We start from the raw sequence: 14,463 nt of genomic DNA, 5'->3' as shown, positions 1-14,463 counted from the left end.
GGTCGTGGCGACGGCGACGGTCGAGGAGCGCTGGCTGCAGTTCTACCGCTGGGGGCCGTACGGGTTCCTCGGCATCGGCACGGCGCTCGCGGGGATCACCGCGGGCGAGCTGATGACGCGGACCGACGTGGTCGTCGCGGGCGTCCTGGTCCTCGCCTCCCTGGCCCTCCAGCTGTGCTGGCACGCGCGGCGGACGGAGGGGGAGGGGGGTGGCCCGGAGAGTTGCGCGGAGGCCGGTTCCGGGGCGCCCGCGGCGATCCCGGGCGCTCCCGGGCCGGCCTCCGTCGCGTACTTCGCGCTGCGGACCGCCCTCGCCTTCGCGCTCACCGTCTGCAACCCCCTCTTCGCCGTCCACGCCTGCGTCGGGTACTTCGACGCCGTCGCGCTGCTGCCGCCCCGGCCGGTCCTCGTCCGGGGCGGGCTGCTCGCCGTCGCCCTCACCCTGGCCGGTTCCCAGGCGGGCGGGTTCCCGCCCGCCTCGGGTCTCCAATGGGTGGCTTTCGGCGGCCTGTTCGCCCTCAACGCGGGACTCGCCGTCGGCCTCGCCCACCTCGGGGCCAAGGAGGCGGAGAAGGCCGCCGAACGCTCCGCGACCATCGCCGAACTCGCCCGCGCCAACGCCCGCCTGGAGCAGGCGCTCGCCGAGAACGCCACCCTCCACGCCCAACTCGTCCTCCAGGCGAGGGAGGCGGGCGTCGCCGACGAGCGCCGCAGGCTCGCCGCCGAGATCCACGATACCCTCGCCCAGGGCCTGACCGGCATCATCGCCCAGCTCCAGGCCGCCGAGGCCGCCGACACCGGCCAGGCCCGCGTCCACCACCGCAGGGCCGCCGCCCTCGCCCGGCACAGCCTCGGCGAGGCCCGCCGCTCCGTGCAGGACCTCGGCCCCGTCGCCCTGGAGCACGACACCCTGCCCGAGGCCCTGGCCAAGACCGTCGAAGCCTGGGCCGAACGCACCGGCATCACCGCCGGGTTCACCCCCACCGGCACCGGCGCCCCCCTCCACGACGAGGTCGCCGCCACCCTGCTCCGCATCGCCCAGGAGGCGCTGGCCAACGCCGAGCGCCACTCCGGGGCCACCCGGGCCGGCGTCACCCTCTCCTACATGGACGACGAGGTCGTCCTCGACATCCGCGACGACGGACGCGGCTTCGACCCGGCCGCGCCGCCCGCCCGCGGCTCCCTCGGCGGCTTCGGGCTCGCCGGGATGCGGGCCCGCGCCGCCCGCCTCGCCGGAGCGGTCGAGGTCGAGTCGGCGCCGGGGGAGGGCACGGCGATCTCCGTTCGCGTACCGTTGGTGCCCCATGGCTGAGATCACCCTGCTCCTCGTCGACGACCACCCCGTCGTCCGCGACGGCCTGCGCGGCATGTTCGACAGCGACCCCGGGTTCCGCGTCCTCGGCGAGGCCGCGGGCGGCGTCGAGGGCGTCGAGCTGGCCCTCTCCCTCGATCCGGACGTCGTCCTCATGGACCTGCGGATGCCCGCGGGCGGCGGCGTCGACGCGATCGCCGCCCTCGCCCGGCACGGCGCCCGCTCCCGAGTCCTCGTGCTCACCACGTACGACACGGACGCCGACACCCTCCCCGCCATCGAGGCCGGCGCGACCGGCTACCTCCTCAAGGACGCGCCCCGCGACGAGCTGTTCGCCGCGGTGCGGGCCGCCGCCGAGGGGCGTACGGTGCTCTCCCCGGCCGTCGCGACCCGCCTCGTCAGCGCCGTGCGCCGCCCCGCCGGGCCCGTCGACGGCACCCTCTCGGCCCGCGAGCGCGAGATCCTCGTCCTGGTCGCCCGGGGCACCTCCAACCGCGAGATCGCCGCCGAACTCTTCATCAGCGAGGCCACGGTGAAGACCCACCTCACCCACATCTACGGCAAGCTCGCCGTCAAGGACCGCGCGGCGGCCGTCGCGGCGGGCTACGACCGCGGCATCCTCGGCCGCGCCTGACCCCCTCCCCGACGGCCCTGCCGCCACCGGACCCGCCGCCTCCCCGTTGCCCCTCGGCGGCGGCTGGGTATACCCGTCATGAACCGTCGCGGGGCGGCGGGGGAGGGGAGACCGTGGGGGAATTCCTGGTCCTGGTGGTCGTGCTGCTGGTCGTCTGGGGCATCGTCGACGGCTTCGGGGGCGGCGGGTCGGGCAAGAGCGGGGGCAGCGGCGGCAGCGGTTCCGGATCCGGCTCGGGCTCCGGCTCCGGAGGGGCCGGCGGCAGCGGCGGCTGCGGGGGCGGGTGCGGCGGCGGAGGAGGGTGCGGGGGCTGCGGCGGCTGCGGCTGAGACGCGCCCCGAGAGGACCCGCACGGATCCTCCCCGGGTCCTCGCGGTCAGCGCACCAGCTCCGCCGCCAGCAGGTCCATCAGCAGGCCGTCGTGCCAGGTGCCGTCCGCGCCCCGCTCGTACTGGCGCATCACGCCGACGGGCCGGAACCCGGCCTTCTCGTAGCAGCGGATCGCCGCCGCGTTGTCGGCCGCCGGATCGATGACCAGCCGGTGGTACCCCTCGTCGTCGACGAGGTGCCGGGCGAGGGTGCGGACGGCGTCGGTCCCCAGGCCCCGGCCGTGCACCGACGGGTCGAGGAACAGGTCGATCCCGGCGTGCTGGTACTCCGGGTCCTCCTCCGCGTACCACTGGATCATGCCGACGACCCGGCCCCCGTGCAGCACCGCCAGACAGCGGGTGCCGGGATCCGCCAGGTCGGCGGCGACCTCCCCGGCCAGGTCGTCCCCGCCGCGCCACCGCGCCCGCACCTCGGGCGTGGCCCGGACGGCGGCGAGGACGGGGACGTCGGCGGGGACGGCGGGACGCAGGACGACGGAGGCACCGCGCAGATCGGTCATGGGACCCAGCCTGCCCCAGGGCACCGCCCGCGGCCAGGGAAAAAGGGGCCGCGGGGCGCACGGGGGCAACGGGTCCGGGGGGCGTACGGGATCACGGCTACCGCCGCAGGATCCGCGGCGCGGAGGGGACCTCGTCCCGCTCCGGGGCCTGTCCCGTGACGACCTTCGGCAGGGCGGCCGGGTGCTCCTCGGCCAGCCAGCGGACCAGCTCCTCGCGCACGGCGCAGCGCACCGTCCACAGATCGTCGGGGTCCTTCGCCGTCACGAGCGCCCGGACGGTGATGCCGGTGGGCGAGGTGTCCGTGACGGAGAGGTCCCAGCCGCGCCCGTCCCACCCGGAGCACTCGTCCAGGAAGCCGCGCAGGTGCGCCCGCAGCAACGGCACCGGGGTGGCGTGGTCGCAGTGGAGGAAGACCGTCCCCGTCATCTCTGCGCCGCCGCGCGACCAGTTCTCGAACGGCCGGGAGGTGAAGTACGACACCGGCAGCGTGACGCGCCGCTCGTCCCAGGTCCGCACGGTGAGGAAGGTCAGCGTGACCTCCTCGACGAGGCCCCACTCGCCGTCCACGACGACGGTGTCCCCGATCCGCACCATGTCGCCGAAGGCGATCTGGAAGCCCGCGAAGAGGTTCCCGAGGGTCGACTGCGCCGCCACGCCGGCCACGATGCCGATGATCCCGGCGGAGGCGAGCAGCGAGGTGCCGAGCGCCCGGAACGACGGGAAGGTCACCAGGGCCACCGCGCAGGCGATCACGCCGATGACCACCGACACCACCCGGGTGAGCAGGGTGACCTGGGTCCGCACCCGGCGCACCCGTGCCCGGTCGTGCGAGCGCCCGGCGTAGCGTGCGTACGAGGACTCCACGACGGCCGAGACGACTCGCACCGTGAGCCACGCACCGCTGCCGATCAGGCACAACGTCCTTACCCGGTCGATGAGTTCGGCGTGGTCGCGGGCCGGGGCCCAGTCGGTGAAGCGCACCGCCCAGCCGAGCAGGACGGTGAACGAGAGCACGAAGAGAGGCGTGCGGCAGCGGCGCAGCAGCCCCCACAGGGGGGTGCCGGGACGCCGTGCGCCGACGCGGCGGACCACGAGGTCCGCCGTCTGCACGACGGCGTACGCGACCGGCGCCGATCCGCACAGGGCGATCACGAGCCGTAGCGAATTCTCCATGCCTTTCGCCTCACCGTCCTCGTCCCCGGCCAAACAATCCGGCGCCGCGACGCCCCGGACGCGGAAACGGCGGGCAGGGTTCGCCCTCTCCGGGACGATTCCCGGACCGTCCTCTCCTCCTCAGGTCGTACGGCGATCGGACCCTGGCGGAGGTTCCGCCGGGCGGCGTTTCGCGAAAGGGTGCTGCGGACCGAACTCTCCCGCACCGCAGAGGAATTGACTGACCGTGCGAAACCGCATAGCACCCGTCGTGGCGCTCGCCGCCGTCGCGGCGCTCGTGCCCGCCCTCACGCCCGCGGTCGCCGTCGCCGGCACCCGGGCCGAGGCCGCCCGTCCCCCCGTCACGATCCCGCCCCCCACCGCCGGCGCCAGGACCGCGAAGCCCGCCACCGAGGCCGCGGCCCTCGCCCCGTTCGCGCGGCAGAAGCCGCGGTGGAGCCGCTGCGACGCCCAGGCGCCGGCGGAGTTCGAGTGCGCGACCATCGAGGTCCCGCTCGACTACGCCCGCCCGGACGGCAGGAGGCTCGACCTCGCGATCTCCCGCGTCAAGGCCACCAGCCCCCGAGACCGGCACGGCGTCCTCCTCATCAACCCCGGCGGCCCCGGCGGCCAGGGGCTCGACATGCCCCTCTACATCGGGGCGCAGCTGCCGGACACGGTGAAGCGGCGGTACGACCTGATCGGCTTCGACCCGCGGGGCGTCGGACAGAGCTCGCCCGTGAGCTGCGGCCTGAACGCGGAGGAGATGGACTGGCAGCGCCCGTACAAGGCCGCGACGTGGGACAAGGACGTGCGCTGGGCGCGGACCGTGGCCGAGAAGTGCCGGGCCCGGAACGGCGCGGTCCTGCCGCACCTCACCACCCGCAACACCGCCCGTGACATGGACGTCGTCCGCGCCGTGCTCGGCGAGAAGAAGATCTCGTACCTGGGCTACTCCTACGGCACCTACCTCGGCGCCGTCTACACCCAGCTGTTCCCGCGCCGCGCCGACCGCTTCGTGCTGGACAGCGCCGTCGACCCGGCGCGGATCTGGCGGGGCATGTTCCAGGTGTGGGCGGAGGGCGCCGAGCCCGCGTTCACCCGCTGGACCCGCTGGACCGCCGAGCGGGACGCCGCCTACGGCCTCGGGGACACCCCGGACGAGGTCCGAACCGCCTTCTGGGACCTGGTGGCCCGCGCCGACCGCGACCCCGTCGACCTCGACGGCAGGCTCTGGACCGGCGACGCCATCCGCGCCGAACGCGCCCTGTTCTTCTACCCCGCGTACGCCGCCGACGCCGTCGCCCGGCTCAAGGCGGCGGCCGAGGGCAGGACCCCCGCACCCGCTCCGGCGACCGCCCCGGACCGCGCCCTCCTGCCGTCCTTCGCCCGGGCCGTTCCCGAGGACAACATGGACGCGAGCTTCTGGTCCGTCGTCTGCGGCGACACCCGCGCCTGGCCGCGCGACCCGGAGCAGTACCGGCGCGACGCGCTCCGCGACAAGGCGGCGTACCCGCTCTACGGCGACTTCGCGTCCCACATCAAGCCGTGCGCCTTCTGGGGGAACGGCTCCGAGCCCGCGACCCGGATCGGCAACACGGTCCGCGCGCTCGTCCTCCAGAACGAGTGGGACTCCCAGACGCCCCTGGTCAGCGGCCAGGGCCTGCGCCGCGTCATGAAGGGCGCCCGGATGGTCACCGTCCTCGACGGCGAGGGCCACGGCGTGTACGGCTCGGGCTCCTGCGCCGACGCGACCGCCACCGCCTACCTGACGACGGGCCGGCTGCCCGCCCTCGACACGACCTGCCGGACCGCCCCGGCCCGGGCCCGGGGCGACCTCCGGCTCCCGCCCCGGGCCCCCCAGGGCCTCCCGGACCCGCGTTCCCGCTTCTGAGCCCGTCCCGGCAGCACCGTCCTTGACGGGCCGCCACGAAATCCGTACCCCCGCACCTGGAACCCTTCGGGGCCGGCGACCCTCATGATCGTTGGGTGCGGGGGCACGGCCGGCAGCGACGGCGCGTGCGTCCCGGCCCCGCGGCCACGGACGTCGTGCGCCGCGCCGAACGAAGCGTGAGAAGCCGAGGAACCACCGTGCCCCTGACGTCCCCCCGACGCCGTCCGGCCCTGAGCGCCGCCGTCACCCTGGCCGCCGCGCTCGTGGCGGGCCTGGCCCCCGCCACCACCGCCCTCGCCGCCCCCGACGCGGCGGCGCGTCCCGCGGCGCCCGCGGCCGTCGCGGAGCCCGCCGTCCCCGCCCCGGACATGGACGGCGTCACCGCCGCCCTGAAGGCGGCCATGGCCGACGGCGCGCCGGGGGCCATGGCGCGGTTCTCCGGTCCCGACGGGGTCGAGAGCCGGACCGCCGGCGTCCGGGACCGCGTGTCCGGGGCGCCGATGGACATCCACGCCCGTTTCCGGATCGGCAGCGTCAGCAAGACGTTCTCCACCGTCGTCCTCCTCCAGCTGGTGCAGGAGGGCAGGCTGGAGCTCGACCAGCCCGTCAACCGGTACCTGCCGGGCCTGCTGCCCGACGACCGCATCACCGTCCGGCACCTCCTCACCCACCGCAGCGGCCTCGCGGACTACACCAACGCGATGTTCGCCGACACGGTGCCGGGCTTCGAGGCCGTGCGGAACCGGGTCTTCAGCTACCAGGAGCTCGTCGACCTCTCCCTGAGCGAGCCCCGCACCACCGAGCCCGGCGTCTCGTACCGCTACTCGAACGCCAACTTCGTCGTCGTCGGCATGCTCGTCGAGGAGCTCACCGGGCGGCCCGTCGCCGACGCCTACCGGCAGCGGATCTTCAAGCCGCTGAAGCTGCGCGACACCTCCTACGTCCACCCCGACACCCGCATCAAGGGCCTGCACGTGCGGGGCTACCTGCACCCGGACGCGGCCGGCGAGCCGCTGGTGGACTCCACCGAGCAGACCGTCTCCTGGGCGCGGTCCGCCGGAGCCGTCATCTCCAGCCCCGCCGACCTGAACACCTTCACCGGCGCCCTCATGCGCGGCCGGCTGCTCTCCCCGGCCATGATGGAGGCGATGACGACGGTCACCCCGACCGACGCCACCAACACCCGCTTCTACGGGCTCGGCCTGCGCAGGTACGACCTGTCCTGCGGCGCCCAGGTGTACGGCCACACCGGCACCGTGCAGGGCTACTACACGTACGCCTTCTCGACCCGCGACGGCCGCCGCAGCCTCTCCGCGCTCGCGAACACCTCGAACCACGGCGCCGCCAACACCGCCCTCGGCCGCACGCTGGAAGCGGCCTTCTGCGGCAAGCCCCCGGCCCCGACGTCGGCCCGCACCGCGACCGCCGCCCCGGCCGCCGGCACCTCGGCCTCGGCCACCTCGCTCCCGGCGGAGCGCGACCTCCCCGAGCGCCACTGACGTCCCGCGCCGCGGGGAGGGACCGGCTGCTCCCCGGCCCCTCCCCGCGGCGCACCCGTCTAGGAGTTGAGGACGCGGGCCTTCTCGGCGGCGAACTCCTCGTCGGTCAGGAGACCCTGGGCCTTCAGCTCGGCCAGCGCGGTGAGCTGGGAGACCCGGTCCGCGCCGCCACCGCCGCCGGCGGCGGGCGGCGCGGGCGCGGCGGGCGGCTGCTGGGCGGCCGACCGGGCCGCGGCCTGGTCGACCAGCGCCTGCTGCTGCGCCTCGGCGGCCCACTGCTGCTGGGCGTCCCGCTCGGCCGCCCTGCGCTGCATGCGGTTGGAGACGGCGGTCGCGGTGCCGGTGACGACGGCGGTGCGGGCGGCGACGCCCAGCAGACCGGGGCGTCCCACGCGTCGGCGGATCATGCTCCTACCTCCTCGTCGAGCGCGGCGACGGCCCTGACGACGTCGTCGTGCGGGATCCGTTCCATGAGGACGACCTGGCCGCCGGAGGCGCGGAGGGCGGTGGTCAGCCGGGCCGCCCAGGTGTTCTCCCAGGCGATGACGAGGGCGGAGGACTCCGGGGGCAGGGAGGCGGCCACCGCGTCGAGGTCGTGGTCGCTGAGCAGGTCGAACTCCTCGCCGGTGAGCTGCTCGAACCGGCCGGCGACCTCCGAGTCCGCGATCTCCACGAACGCGACCTCGCCGGCGGCGTCCTTCGTGACGAAGGCCAGGTCGAGGACGCGTACGGTCCCGTTCGCCTGGAGGTCGTGCAGAGCGGGGGCGACGTCGCCGTTGAACCGGTTGCCGTCGAACGCGATGACCGCGACGTCGACCGGCCCGGCCGTCTCGGCGTCGAGAGTGGCGGGCATGGGGGCTCCTTCGGGGATCCGGACAAAGGGAAAAGGGAAGAGGGGAGAGGCGGGGGAGGGGGAGACCGGTCAGGCGGGGAGTTTGGCCGTGGCCCGCTGGAACTCGGCCTCGGTCAGCGCGCCGCCGTCCCGCAGCCGCTCCAGCCTGGCGAGCTCGTCGGCACGGTCCCGTACCGGGGCCGCGGGGCCGGAGGGGGCCGTTCGAGTGGTCCTGCGGACGTAGTCCTGGAAGGCCGCCTCGGAGGCCCTGGCCCGTTCCGCGTCGCGCCGGGTCATGTCCGGGCCGCGGGCGACGACGTAGACGAGGACGCCCACGAAGGGCAGCAGGACGCACAGCAGCAGCCAGCCCGCCTTGCCCCAGCCGCTCAGCCCGTGGTCGCGGAAGACGTCATTGACGATCTTGACCAGCAGGAAGATCCACATGATCCACAGGAAGAACCAGAACATGCTCCAGAAGACGTCCAGCAGCGGATAGTCGTCCATCGAAGCCTCCGACCCACACCGTGACCACGCTTCCGTTTCGAGAAGTATTGATCCGTTCGGCCGGGTGTGCGAGTCGGGTCAGGCCGGGGCCGCCCCGGCCGGGGACGGCACGGCGCACGGGCGGAGCACCATCAGCGAGCCTTCCCGGGCCGCCACCATGGCGAAGGGGAAGCGGTCGATCTCCAGGCACAGCGCGACGTCATCGGGGTGGACCCCCTGGCGTACGCCCTCCGTCAGCTCGCAGGCCGCCCGGGAGGCGCCGCCCCGGCGCAGGAACTCCTCCGGACCGGTCTCCGCGCCGCCGTCCGCGGCCCTCAGGGCGATGTACTGGGCGCACGCCAGGTCCTCGTCGGCGCGTCCGTCCTCGCCGGTCACCACGAAGGTCACGTCCTCGCAGCCACGGGCCCGCAGGAGCCGGGCCGTGGCCTCCGCCACCACGAAGCCTGCGCACAGCACCAGCGACGCGTCCTTGACCGCGAGGGCGCCGACGGTCCCCGCCGTGGTCTTCTGCACGACGGTCCGCCCGCCGAGGTCGGCCGAGCGCAGCAGCCCGGGAGAGTTGACGGCGTCGAAGCCGGGCGCCGGGGGGCCGTCCTTGAGCGCCACCCAGTCCGGATGGCGGGCCTTGAGGGCCAGGGCCTCGTCCAGCGACCCGGCGAGCACGATCCGCTCCGCGCCCCGGGCGAAGGCCCACGCGGCCACGGTGTAGGCGCGCATCACGTCGACGACGACCGCCACGGACGGGACCGGGGCTCCGGCCAGTTCACCGATGCCGAGGAAACGGGACTCCATCCGGCCATGATCACGCACTCCCGACCCGAACTCTTATCGGGAGTGACGCACTTCACGCCACCGGCGTCCGGTTGTCCGCACCGCGTTCGTCGGCGCGGGTTTCCCGGGAAGTCACCGGCACGGACCCGGTTGTTGGCCGACCGCTGGCACGCTCGCGGACGGAAACGCCCCGATGCGAGGACTGCCATGCGACTGATACCCCCGTTCCGCCGTACCGCGGCACTCGGCACCGCCGTCGTCGCCGCGGTGGTGGCCGCGCCGACCGTGACGGTCGCGCACGCCGCCCCCGGAGCGCCGGGCACCCGGCCGTCGTTCTGCGGCCACGACAACCGGAACACGCCGTTCGCGCGGTACCTGTGTGCCGAGACCGGCGACCTGCTCGACGTCCGCATCGGCGACGTGCACCCGACGCAGCCCTCGCTGGGCTACGACGAGGTGTACTACAAGCTCGGCCGGTACACGCTCGGCAAGGACGCGGTCAACAAGAAGTTCGACGACTGGTGCGAGGCGGACGGCCGCGGCGAGGCGGCGTCGGCCGCGCCCGGCGCGCGCCTGGACGACCCGTCCTCCTTCACCTGCGAACTGCCGGTCGGCGCGGAGACCGCCGAGAGCATCGCGCCGATGAAGACCGTGGTGATCGGACCCGGCGGCGAGCCGTTCCTCACCGACGGCCACCACACCCTGACCTCGTTCTTCGAGACCCCGGACGGCGGCGCGGACCTGCACGTGCGCCTGCGGGTGCTGGCCAACTACAGCACCCTCACCCGCAAGGACTTCTGGGACCGGATGCGGGAGAACAAGTGGGTGTACCTGCGCGGCCCCGAGGGCGCCCCGGTCAAAGTGAACAAGCTGCCGACCGGTGTCGGCCTGGCGAACTTCGAGAACGACGAGTACCGCAGCCTGCTCTACTTCGGCCGTGACATCGGCTACGAGCAGAACGGCCTGCCGTTCCAGGAGTTCTACTGGGGCAGCTGGGTCCGCGACGCCCGCCCGGTCGACCTGGCCGCCTGGAACCGCGACGACCTCGGCAGCTACCTCGCCACCGTCGAGGACCTGACCCGGAAGATGACCGGGCTGCCCCGGGACGCCGTCGTCGACAGCGGCTTCACCGCCGCCGGCCTCGGCGCGCTGGAGCAGTGGAACGGCGGGAAGGCCGCCACCAAGGGCGAGTTCGACAAGCTGGGCAAGCCGTACGCCGACGCCAAGCCCGGCAAGCTGGCCTATGCGCTGGAGTACAAGCGGACCCACGGCCTGGGCTGATCCGGACCGCCGCGCGACGAAGGGGCCCCGGACCGCACGGTCCGGGGCCCCTTGTCGTCCGGGTGGGCGGGGGAGAGGGGCGGGGGAGAAACGTCAGAGCGCGGAGACGTAGTACCGCTCGACCGTCATGCGGGCGTTGCCGGCGGCGCCGACCCGGCTGCCGGCGGTCTCCCGGGCCAGGGCGTAGAAGGAGTCGACGTAATCGGGGTCGTCGGTCCACCACGAGGCGGGCACGGCGTCGATGACCGCGTCGACGAGCGGGATGCAGGCCCCCTGGTCGGTGATCGTCAGCAGGACCGCGGCGACGGCGCCGGGATCGAGCAGCCCGATGAGGGTGGAGACGTCGCCGGCTTCCCACGCCTGTTTGAAGTCCCTCACCAACCGGGCCCGTCGGGCTGTCGAAGGCGGTGGGGTCCGGGCGGCGTCGAGGCGGCGCCGGGCGTGGTCGAAAAGCTCGTCATGGTCGTGCGGCCCCTTCGGCCGGATCCTCTGCCACTCGTACGACGGGGCGGCGCCCCGGATGGTGAGGTGCGCCCGGTCTCGTGATCTGTCCGGCCTCGTGGTCCGTCCGCCTCGTGATTCGTCCGGCCCCACGGCCCGCCCGCCTCGCGATCCGCCCGCCCGCCTCACCATCCGCCCGGCCGTCCCGTCGTACCCGGTGACGGAACACCGCCGAAGGAGCACCGACGGCCATGGCCGACCGCGCGTCCGCATCCGAGATCAGGGCGTTCCCGGCGCGCCGCGCCGATGCCCAGCAGGCGAAGGACATCGACGGACTCATGTCCTGCTACGCCCCCGACGTCGTCTACTACGACGTCGTGCCCCCGCTGCGGTTCGCCGGGACCGCCGCCATCCGCGGCAACTTCCTGCGCTGGTTCGACGGGTACGCCGGCCCCGTCGGCCTGGAGACCCACGATCTCACCCTCGCGGCCGGCGACGACACCGCGTTCGCGCCATGCTCCATCTGGACTCGGGGGAGTGCAGGGGCGGGCACCCGAGGGCGATCCGGGTGCGGGAGAGCGTCTGCCTCCGGAGGACGGGCGGGCGTGGCGGATCACGCACGAGCACGTCTCGATCCCGATCGACCCGGCGACCATGCGGATCTGGGTCCCGTCCGACAAGGACCAGCCGGCCTGATCGCCGTCCGACGACTCCCCGACCGCCCTCCGATTCCCCTTCGGCTGCTCTCCGGTCCTCGTCCGACCGCTCAGGCCGCCGTCACGAACTCCGGGCCGGGACCCGCGACGGGGTCGGTCGCCTCGGCCCACAGCACGAGCAGGCGCCGGTACTCGGCGGTGCGCTCCTCACTGCGCGGCTCGTCCATCAGCTCCCGGATTCTCGCGTTGATCCAGGGGGCCGCGGGCGTGCGAAGGGACGGGTCGTGGGGCGTTGACATGCCTTCACTGTACGGGGGTCCACTGACAGCCGTGTCCGGCCGCGGGCCGCGTGCGCGGCGGTACGGCCTCCGGAGCGTCACCCGTGCCGGGGCCGAGCGGCCTTCCGGGACCGCGCGGCATGCCACTTTCGAGTGAATAAGTGTCGTGCGGACATCCGTCCGATCGGCCCCGGCGGACCGTCGTGCAACCCCCGTGCCCGCCTTCTGCCTCCCCTCCGTTCCCTCTCCGCCCCGCCGTGCGCGAGCGCTTTCCCACCCATTGATCCGATTTATGAACGGCATTCGTTCCTGAGTGCCAAGGAGGCGGGCGGCGACCCGTCCCCGTCGCCGCTTTCCGGATCGAACGCGGTGCCGAAATGTCGGGTGAGGGCGCGTACTTCCGCATCCCCGATGATGGAACCCGCCCGGGGCAACGGATCGAGCACGGAACGAGCAACGAGAAGGGACGCGCCATGGCGGTGGAGACCGGCACGCAGCAGGAGAGCGTCGCGGGACGGGTGTGGACGGTGCGGCTGGACCCCCACGGCCGTCTCTCCGACGGCGTGGTGCGGCTGTCCTGCTCCCGCCCGTCCTGTGCCGACCAGCGCATCCCGGGCGGCGCCGCGGCGGGACGCCGGGCCGCGATCGAACACGTCAACCTGCACCTGGCCGGTATCAGGGCGGGCGGCGGTCCCCGGAGCGGAGTGTGGTGCGCCTGCCGCGCCGTCGACTGCGCGTGGCACGCCCCCGCCGCCCCCGCCGGACGCCGCGAGGGGGCACGGCCGGCCGCGGGTGCGGTGCGGTGCGGGGGGCCGGTGGTGCTGACGGCGTACGCGGACCGCTCCGGGAGGCTGTGGCGGATCGCGGAGACCTGCGCGCGGTGCGCCGCCGCCACTCCCGGCTGCCGCGTCCTCGACACCGCCGCACCGGGCGGTGCGGGGGGTACGAGCGGTACGGCCGGGGGGACCCGTACGGCGCCCGGGCGGCAGGCCGGGAGCCGGGAGAACACGGGCACCCCGGCCGCCGCGCCCCGGCCGGTGACCAGCATGACGCCGACGTTCTCCGACCAGGCCCCGCCCCCGCCCCGGCCCTCCTCCTCGCCCCCGCCTTCGCCTCCTGCCGCCCCGCTCCCGCCCCCTCCTCCCGTTCCTTCCCCCGCCTCCGCCGTCTCCCCTCCTCCCTCTCCCTCTCCCGCGCCGGCTCCCGAGCCGGCACGGGCTCCGGAACCGGTGACGCCCCTTTCCCGCCCCCGCGTCTACACGCCGCGCCCCGGGCCCCTGCGGACGAAGCCCTGGGGGAGGATCGCACAGCGGGAGGTTCCGTACGGCCTCGGCCCCGAGACCTTGCGGACCGAACTCGTCGAGCTCGGCGACGCGTTCAGGGCGTACCAGCGCAGTGCCGAACCCGACCTCGTCGTCCTCGCCGAGCTCCACGACCGCAAGGCCAGGGCCTTCCGCCTGTGGGCCGACGCGAGCGACGACGACTCCCTGCGCCACGACGCCGCCCGCGCCGAGGAGGCCGCCAGGACCACCCGCGAGATGCAGGCCAACCGCACCGGCCAGCTCCTCGGCGACGGCTCCGTCGTGAAGCGGATGCTGACCCGGGGGCAGGGCGTGCTGGCCCGCGTCGTGGTGGAGCACGTCGCCGCCCACGCGCCGTGCCCGGAACCCGAGGCGCGGCTCGTGACGCTGATGCTCACCCTGCGGGCCGCGCAGGCGGGCACGGGGAACGTGACGGGCCAGGACCTCACGGGCTGGCTCCAGGACGACGCCGTACGCGTGCTCCGGCAGCTCGTCGACGCCGGCTGGCTGCACCTGCCCTGCACCCCCGACGAGGCCCTGGCCTCCCGTCCCGAGAACGCCACCCCCCTCACCGTCCCCGAACTGCTGCCCGACCGCCCCCGCGCGTTCCGCCTGGGCAAGGTCAACCGCTCGCGGCTCTCCGGCTGGGCCCAGAAAGTGGTGGGCGACCGGAAGCTCCGCAAGAAGAAGCTGGGCCCCGCCACCCGCCTGCTGGCCCTGTACACCGCCGCCCACGCCCGCCCGGACGGCCACCTCGGCCCCCAGGACGGGGCCGGCCTTCCCCTGGACCGGGCCGCCCTGTTCTGCGGCCTGCCCCCCGGGCGGATCGCCCAGCACGCCGAACTGCTCGTCACCGCCGACTGGCTGGCCGAGGCCGCCACCGCGGACGGCCGCCTGCACGGCCGCCTCGCCGACCGCGTCCTCTCGCTCGGAGGACGTCTGTGACCCGGCGGTGACGGCGACGCGGTCGCCGGGTCGCCACCGGAGTCTCCGGACGGGCCGGTGTGCCGCCCGCGGC

15 protein-coding genes and 1 pseudogene are annotated in these 14,463 nt (G+C 74.6%); 8 read left to right on the top strand and 8 right to left on the bottom strand.

Annotation, left to right across the window (positions count from 1 at the left end; all coding sequences use genetic code 11):
• Positions 1 to 4 precede the first annotated feature (4 nt).
• The 3 genes from IE326_RS22205 to IE326_RS22195 all read left to right on the top strand — a co-directional run bounded on the left by IE326_RS22205 (position 5) and on the right by IE326_RS22195 (position 2,275).
• Positions 5 to 1,312: a sensor histidine kinase gene (locus IE326_RS22205; RefSeq protein WP_229915566.1), complete on the top strand. Its 1,308-nt coding sequence runs from the start codon at positions 5 to 7 to the stop codon at positions 1,310 to 1,312.
• Complete coding sequence (locus IE326_RS22200) at positions 1,305 to 1,946, top strand: response regulator (protein WP_190042748.1); 642 nt, start codon at positions 1,305 to 1,307, stop codon at positions 1,944 to 1,946. Before IE326_RS22205 ends, IE326_RS22200 begins: the two co-directional genes overlap by 8 nt.
• Positions 1,947 to 2,059: 113 nt before the next feature.
• Positions 2,060 to 2,275, top strand: a complete 216-nt coding sequence (locus IE326_RS22195; protein ID WP_190042747.1) for a hypothetical protein — start codon at positions 2,060 to 2,062, stop codon at positions 2,273 to 2,275.
• A 47-nt stretch (positions 2,276 to 2,322) separates the two neighbouring features.
• Here the strand turns inward: IE326_RS22195 and IE326_RS22190 are convergent, their stop codons facing one another.
• Both IE326_RS22190 and IE326_RS22185 read right to left on the bottom strand, forming a co-directional pair.
• Positions 2,323 to 2,835 (bottom strand): GNAT family N-acetyltransferase, encoded by a 513-nt coding sequence (locus IE326_RS22190; RefSeq protein ID WP_190042746.1) that lies wholly within the window; start codon positions 2,833 to 2,835, stop codon positions 2,323 to 2,325.
• Positions 2,836 to 2,932: 97 nt separating this feature from the next.
• Positions 2,933 to 4,009: a mechanosensitive ion channel family protein gene (locus IE326_RS22185; protein WP_190042745.1), complete on the bottom strand. Its 1,077-nt coding sequence runs from the start codon at positions 4,007 to 4,009 to the stop codon at positions 2,933 to 2,935.
• Positions 4,010 to 4,235: 226 nt separating this feature from the next.
• Between IE326_RS22185 and IE326_RS22180 the strand changes: the two genes are divergently transcribed.
• Together IE326_RS22180 and IE326_RS22175 are read left to right on the top strand one after the other, a co-directional pair.
• Positions 4,236 to 5,882, top strand: a complete 1,647-nt coding sequence (locus IE326_RS22180; protein WP_190042744.1) for an alpha/beta hydrolase — start codon at positions 4,236 to 4,238, stop codon at positions 5,880 to 5,882.
• A gap of 197 nt (positions 5,883 to 6,079) precedes the next feature.
• Positions 6,080 to 7,381 carry a serine hydrolase domain-containing protein gene (locus tag IE326_RS22175; protein WP_190042743.1) on the top strand — a complete coding sequence of 434 codons (1,302 nt, stop codon included), beginning with the start codon at positions 6,080 to 6,082 and terminating at the stop codon, positions 7,379 to 7,381.
• Positions 7,382 to 7,440: 59 nt separating this feature from the next.
• Here IE326_RS22175 and IE326_RS22170 read toward each other — a convergent pair whose 3' ends face one another.
• The 4 genes from IE326_RS22170 to IE326_RS22155 form a co-directional block, all read right to left on the bottom strand.
• Entirely contained in the window at positions 7,441 to 7,788 is a 348-nt protein-coding gene (locus IE326_RS22170; protein WP_190042742.1) for an SHOCT domain-containing protein, read from the bottom strand.
• Positions 7,785 to 8,234, bottom strand: coding sequence for a DUF6325 family protein (locus IE326_RS22165; protein WP_150226497.1), 450 nt, complete (start codon positions 8,232 to 8,234; stop codon positions 7,785 to 7,787). The genes IE326_RS22170 and IE326_RS22165 overlap by 4 nt, the downstream gene beginning before the upstream one ends.
• A gap of 69 nt (positions 8,235 to 8,303) precedes the next feature.
• On the bottom strand, positions 8,304 to 8,717 hold the full coding sequence (locus IE326_RS22160; protein ID WP_150226496.1) for an SHOCT domain-containing protein: 414 nt from the start codon (positions 8,715 to 8,717) through the stop codon (positions 8,304 to 8,306).
• 78 nt (positions 8,718 to 8,795) lie between these two features.
• Positions 8,796 to 9,509, bottom strand: a complete 714-nt coding sequence (locus tag IE326_RS22155; RefSeq protein ID WP_190042741.1) for a 2-phosphosulfolactate phosphatase — start codon at positions 9,507 to 9,509, stop codon at positions 8,796 to 8,798.
• A 186-nt stretch (positions 9,510 to 9,695) separates the two neighbouring features.
• Between IE326_RS22155 and IE326_RS22150 the strand changes: the two genes are divergently transcribed.
• On the top strand, positions 9,696 to 10,769 hold the full coding sequence (locus IE326_RS22150; RefSeq protein ID WP_190042740.1) for a ParB/Srx family N-terminal domain-containing protein: 1,074 nt from the start codon (positions 9,696 to 9,698) through the stop codon (positions 10,767 to 10,769).
• A gap of 93 nt (positions 10,770 to 10,862) precedes the next feature.
• Here the strand turns inward: IE326_RS22150 and IE326_RS40895 are convergent, their stop codons facing one another.
• Positions 10,863 to 11,147, bottom strand: a complete 285-nt coding sequence (locus IE326_RS40895; RefSeq protein ID WP_373310249.1) for a DUF3103 family protein — start codon at positions 11,145 to 11,147, stop codon at positions 10,863 to 10,865.
• A gap of 314 nt (positions 11,148 to 11,461) precedes the next feature.
• Between IE326_RS40895 and IE326_RS41900 the strand changes: the two are divergent.
• Positions 11,462 to 11,680, top strand: a pseudogene (locus IE326_RS41900) (YybH family protein); the annotation flags it as partial.
• A 296-nt stretch (positions 11,681 to 11,976) separates the two neighbouring features.
• Here the strand turns inward: IE326_RS41900 and IE326_RS22135 are convergent.
• Positions 11,977 to 12,165, bottom strand: a complete 189-nt coding sequence (locus IE326_RS22135; RefSeq protein WP_150226492.1) for a hypothetical protein — start codon at positions 12,163 to 12,165, stop codon at positions 11,977 to 11,979.
• Positions 12,166 to 12,617: 452 nt separating this feature from the next.
• Here IE326_RS22135 and IE326_RS22130 point away from each other — a divergent pair, with 452 nt between their 5' ends.
• Positions 12,618 to 14,390 (top strand): hypothetical protein, encoded by a 1,773-nt coding sequence (locus IE326_RS22130; protein ID WP_190042738.1) that lies wholly within the window; start codon positions 12,618 to 12,620, stop codon positions 14,388 to 14,390.
• Positions 14,391 to 14,463: the final 73 nt, after the last annotated feature.

This window comes from Streptomyces filamentosus, from assembly GCF_014654895.1.
Taxonomy (GTDB): domain Bacteria; phylum Actinomycetota; class Actinomycetes; order Streptomycetales; family Streptomycetaceae; genus Streptomyces; species Streptomyces filamentosus.
This window is presented reverse-complemented; position numbering and strand designations above follow the sequence as displayed.

Excerpts from the sequence above, each read along its gene's own strand:
- IE326_RS22200 (WP_190042748.1), top strand. The coding sequence starts at position 1,305 with ATGGCTGAGATCACCCTGCTCCTCGTCGACGACCACCCCGTCGTCCGC.
- IE326_RS22190 (WP_190042746.1), bottom strand. The coding sequence starts at position 2,835 with ATGACCGATCTGCGCGGTGCCTCCGTCGTCCTGCGTCCCGCCGTCCCC.
- IE326_RS22185 (WP_190042745.1), bottom strand. The coding sequence starts at position 4,009 with ATGGAGAATTCGCTACGGCTCGTGATCGCCCTGTGCGGATCGGCGCCG.
- IE326_RS22170 (WP_190042742.1), bottom strand. The coding sequence starts at position 7,788 with ATGATCCGCCGACGCGTGGGACGCCCCGGTCTGCTGGGCGTCGCCGCC.
- IE326_RS22165 (WP_150226497.1), bottom strand. The coding sequence starts at position 8,234 with ATGCCCGCCACTCTCGACGCCGAGACGGCCGGGCCGGTCGACGTCGCG.
- IE326_RS22160 (WP_150226496.1), bottom strand. The coding sequence starts at position 8,717 with ATGGACGACTATCCGCTGCTGGACGTCTTCTGGAGCATGTTCTGGTTC.
- IE326_RS22155 (WP_190042741.1), bottom strand. The coding sequence starts at position 9,509 with ATGGAGTCCCGTTTCCTCGGCATCGGTGAACTGGCCGGAGCCCCGGTC.
- IE326_RS22150 (WP_190042740.1), top strand. The coding sequence starts at position 9,696 with ATGCGACTGATACCCCCGTTCCGCCGTACCGCGGCACTCGGCACCGCC.
- IE326_RS22135 (WP_150226492.1), bottom strand. The coding sequence starts at position 12,165 with ATGTCAACGCCCCACGACCCGTCCCTTCGCACGCCCGCGGCCCCCTGG.
- IE326_RS22130 (WP_190042738.1), top strand. The coding sequence starts at position 12,618 with ATGGCGGTGGAGACCGGCACGCAGCAGGAGAGCGTCGCGGGACGGGTG.